2 protein-coding genes, 1 tRNA gene and 1 pseudogene are annotated in these 3,800 nt (G+C 40.8%); 1 reads left to right on the forward strand and 3 read right to left on the reverse strand.

Translation table 11 applies throughout. The features are described from left to right. The 3 genes and pseudogenes from sigC to lipA form a co-directional block, all read right to left on the reverse strand. Positions 1 to 1,215 (reverse strand): annotated as a pseudogene (sigC, locus tag CUN59_RS20545) (RNA polymerase sigma factor SigC); the annotation flags it as partial. A gap of 428 nt (positions 1,216 to 1,643) precedes the next feature. Continuing rightward, the gene (locus CUN59_RS20555) at positions 1,644 to 2,621 is read right to left on the reverse strand and encodes an NAD(P)H-dependent glycerol-3-phosphate dehydrogenase (protein ID WP_104389552.1); all 978 of its coding nucleotides are present in this window, start codon (positions 2,619 to 2,621) and stop codon (positions 1,644 to 1,646) included. A gap of 93 nt (positions 2,622 to 2,714) precedes the next feature. Further along, on the reverse strand, positions 2,715 to 3,593 hold the full coding sequence (gene lipA, locus CUN59_RS20560; RefSeq protein WP_104389553.1) for a lipoyl synthase: 879 nt from the start codon (positions 3,591 to 3,593) through the stop codon (positions 2,715 to 2,717). Positions 3,594 to 3,717: 124 nt separating this feature from the next. Between lipA and CUN59_RS20565 the strand changes: the two genes are divergently transcribed. Next, positions 3,718 to 3,791, forward strand: a tRNA-Pro gene (locus CUN59_RS20565). The last annotated feature ends 9 nt before the right edge of the window (positions 3,792 to 3,800 follow it).

The following is a 3,800-nucleotide window of genomic DNA, read 5'->3' on the forward strand; positions in this document are numbered from 1 at the left end:
TACGGCGCTTGGGTTGGCGGAGTTTTTGCAGGGCTTTAGATTCGATTTGTCTGACTCTTTCCCGTGACAGGTCAAGGGCGCGGCCAATTTCTGCTAGAGAGTAGGGATGACCGTCGGATAAGCCAAAACGCATCAAAATTACATCCCGTTCTCGACTGGTGAGGTCAGCCAGTAGACTATACAAATCTTTTTGTAAAGATTCCCGCATTAACATTTCTTCTGGGGTAATGCTATCAGTTTCTAGCAATTCACCTAATTCAGTATCTTTATCTTTACCGACTTTAGTTTCTAAGGATACAGAACGGGGAACTCTCAATAACACTTCCCGAACTTGGGTAGGTGTCATATCTAACTCAATTGCTAGGTCTTCTAGGGTAGGTGTGCGGCCTTTTTCTTGGGCGATTTTGCGTTGCGCTTTTTTAATTTTGTTCAGTTAATATGAACAGGAAGGCGGATGGTGCGGATAGTGCGGCTAGAAGTAGCGATCGCCCTGGTAATACCTTGACGAATCCACCAGTAAGCGTAGGTGCTAAAACGATAACCCTTGGTGGGGTCAAACTTTTCCACAGCCCGTTCTAAGCCTAAAGTTCCCTCTTGAACTAAATCCAATAGTTCCAAACCCCGATTTTGATATTTTTTGGCGACAGATACCACTAAGCGCAAGTTCGCTTTAATCATCTGGGATTTGGCTTGGAGTCCTTGGCTTTGAACTTGCTCTAGTTCTTCTACTGTTAATTTAACAATTTCTGCCCAGCGTTTTTTGCCATTTGCTAAAGTAGGTTTGAGATCGGATACATTAATGCCAGCAGTGGTCGCCCAACGTTCTAAAGAAGGGCGATGTCCTAGTTCAGAGGTCAAACGCTCTTGTACTTCAATTAACCGTAAATAAGGTGTAATTATAGGATCTCCGTCTTTAGCTGCTGCACTTAGCACTACTCGCAAGCGTAAGTATCGCTGTACTTTTTGAGCTTCAGAAACTTCTTCATCTCGACCTAACAAGCGGACTCGACCAATTTCTTGCAGATAGAGACGAACTAAATCTGTGCTGCGGCGGTTGCCTTGGTTGGCTAACTCTGATTCCACAGCAGCGATATCTGAATCTGGTAACTCATCTACTGGTAAATCATGGTTTTCATGATTTACCTCCATATCTAAAGGCGGACTAGGATTTTGACCATCGTAGGTAGCATCTGTATAAAAGGATGTTGCTGACATAATGTTTCCAATCGCTCCAGGTAACAATAGATTACGGTTAGTTAAAATTACGGTTATCTCATCAACTGTTGCTATTGTTCCCGTAATTCGTCATGAAATAACAAAGTTTGGATTTCTAGTACAATTGTTTGCAAAACTTTGTACTAATGTAGGTACACATTGGAGAAAAAAGTTAATCTAATCAGCCTTGAGTTATGCAAATTTTAGGCTAGACTGAGGTATAAATTTACTTAGTTAATTTTACCATTTTAATGGAGATTGACAGTGATTTTTTTAACTGATTATAAACATATCTGGTATTTATGATGATGTTTATAAACTATATAGTTATATTTACATGACTCTAGATGTAATTTCCTGACGATTTGGCAAAATTTTCCTGGGGATTTTGCGGTAATGATCCAATTTTAATTGGACATCTTACCCCGTCAGCATTTCTCCCCTCTTGACCATATTTGTTCTACAGGAAAGTTATCAAACTCGGATTTGATATCTCGTAACATAAGTTTATCTAATGCCTGTCTAGGTGTAATTTCTCCTGCCAGTAGTTGATAAACTTGCTCGGTAATAGGAATAGCAATACTGTGTTTTTGGGCAATTTCCATTAATACCCGACAGGTGTTGACCCCTTCGGCCGTACCGGAAAGACTGGACAGAACTTCTGGCAAGGTTTTGGAGTTAGCTAACTGATAACCAACTTGATAGTTGCGACTTAAAGGGCTGTTACAGGTGGCTAATAAATCTCCTAGACCAGATAAACCATAAAATGTTTCCGTTTTCGCGCCTAAAGTGTTGCCGATACGCACCATTTCCGTTAACCCACGGGTGACTAGAGCCGCTTTGGCATTTGTCCCCAGGTGTAGACCATCACATACACCAGCGGAGATCGCTATTACATTTTTCAATGTTCCTCCTAATTCTACTCCCACCGGGTCAGGGTTAGTATAAACACGAAATTGCTGGGAAGAAAAAACTAATTGTATTTGTTGGGCGGCGACAACATTTTTACTGGCTACTACCGTCGCTGCGGGTAATTTTTGTTCTATTTCTTTCGATAAGTTGGGACCAGATAAGACTACCACAGGTTGATGAGGAAATATTGTTTCCCAAATTTGGGAAGGTGTATAAGTTGTATATGGTTCAAGTCCTTTAGTAGCCGTGACAACAATAGTATTTTTTAAGGATTTTTCATTTACAGAATTAACTAAGTTTGCTACATCTCTGACACCCTTCATGGAAATAGCACAGAGGATAATATCAGTGTTTGCTAAGGTATCCTCTAAAGATACTGGGCTATGTCTTGACCATAATCGCACGGTATGCTGATTAATGGCAGCTAAATGAGCTAATGCTTGACCCCAAGCACCAGCACCAAGAATAGTAATATTTTGCGGCTTATTATTCATATAGTAGATGACAGTTAATCTGTTCTGTAGTAGTTATGAGTAGCAACAGTTGAAGTTACTCCCAAAACTACGGTTATTAGTCCTATATCATTATTACCTGTCACCACGGGGATAACGTGCCATTAATTCTCTGACTTGTTCTGCATGATAGGAGCTTCTTGTCAATGGTGAAGAAACAACTTGTAAAAATCCTAATTCTTCCCCAAAAGCTTGCCAGTCTGCAAACTGTGATGGTGTAATAAAGTCAGACACTTGCAAGTGTTTTTGACTAGGTTGCAGATATTGACCTATGGTTAAGATGTCACAATCTACAGAACGTAAGTCTTCCATGACTTGACGGACTTCTGTAGCAGTTTCACCTAGACCAACCATAATACCAGATTTAGTGTAAATACCGGGACTAATTTGGCGTGATCGCTGTAATAATTCCAAGGTGCGTTGATAGTTGCCTTGGGGACGAACATTACGATATAAACGCGGTATAGTTTCTGTGTTATGGTTTAGTACTTCTGGTTTGGCTTGGAGAATAGTTTCTAAGGCTTGCCAATTTCCGCATAGGTCAGGAATTAATACTTCTATGGTTGTCTGAGGTGAATTTTCATGAATAGCGTCAATACATTTAACAAATTGAGATGCACCACCATCTGATAAATCATCACGGTTAACGGAAGTAATAACGACGTGATTAAGCTGCATTCGCCGCACCGCTTCCGCTAGTCTTGTGGGTTCGGTGGGATCTAATGCTTTTGGTTTCTTTTCAAAATCAATATCACAGTAAGGACAAGCTCTGGTGCAAGCTGGCCCCATAATTAAAAATGTGGCAGTACCAGCATTAAAGCATTCACCAATGTTAGGACAGGAAGCCTCTTCGCAAACGGTATTCAGGGCTAAATCCCGCAAAATTTCTTTAACGTTACCAACACGCTCCCATTGAGGTGCTTTTACCCGCAACCAGTCTGGTTTTACAGTCACAGTCTATTTTACCATTTTAGTTATACACATCTCATCCTAGCAAGCAAAGTCATCTCTGGTAGATGAAATATTTGTGATTTTTTAATGATTATGGTATTATGTGATTATGTTGCCATTTTTGTGGCGGGATGTAGCGCAGTTTGGTAGCGCACTGCGTTCGGGACGCAGGGGGCGCAGGTTCAAATCCTGTCATCCCGATTTTATGGT

Source organism: Cuspidothrix issatschenkoi CHARLIE-1, assembly GCF_002934005.1.
Lineage (GTDB): Bacteria > Cyanobacteriota > Cyanobacteriia > Cyanobacteriales > Nostocaceae > Cuspidothrix > Cuspidothrix issatschenkoi.

Coding starts and splice junctions, on each gene's coding strand:
- CUN59_RS20555 (WP_104389552.1), bottom strand. CDS start 2,621: ATGAATAATAAGCCGCAAAATATTACTATTCTTGGTGCTGGTGCTTGG.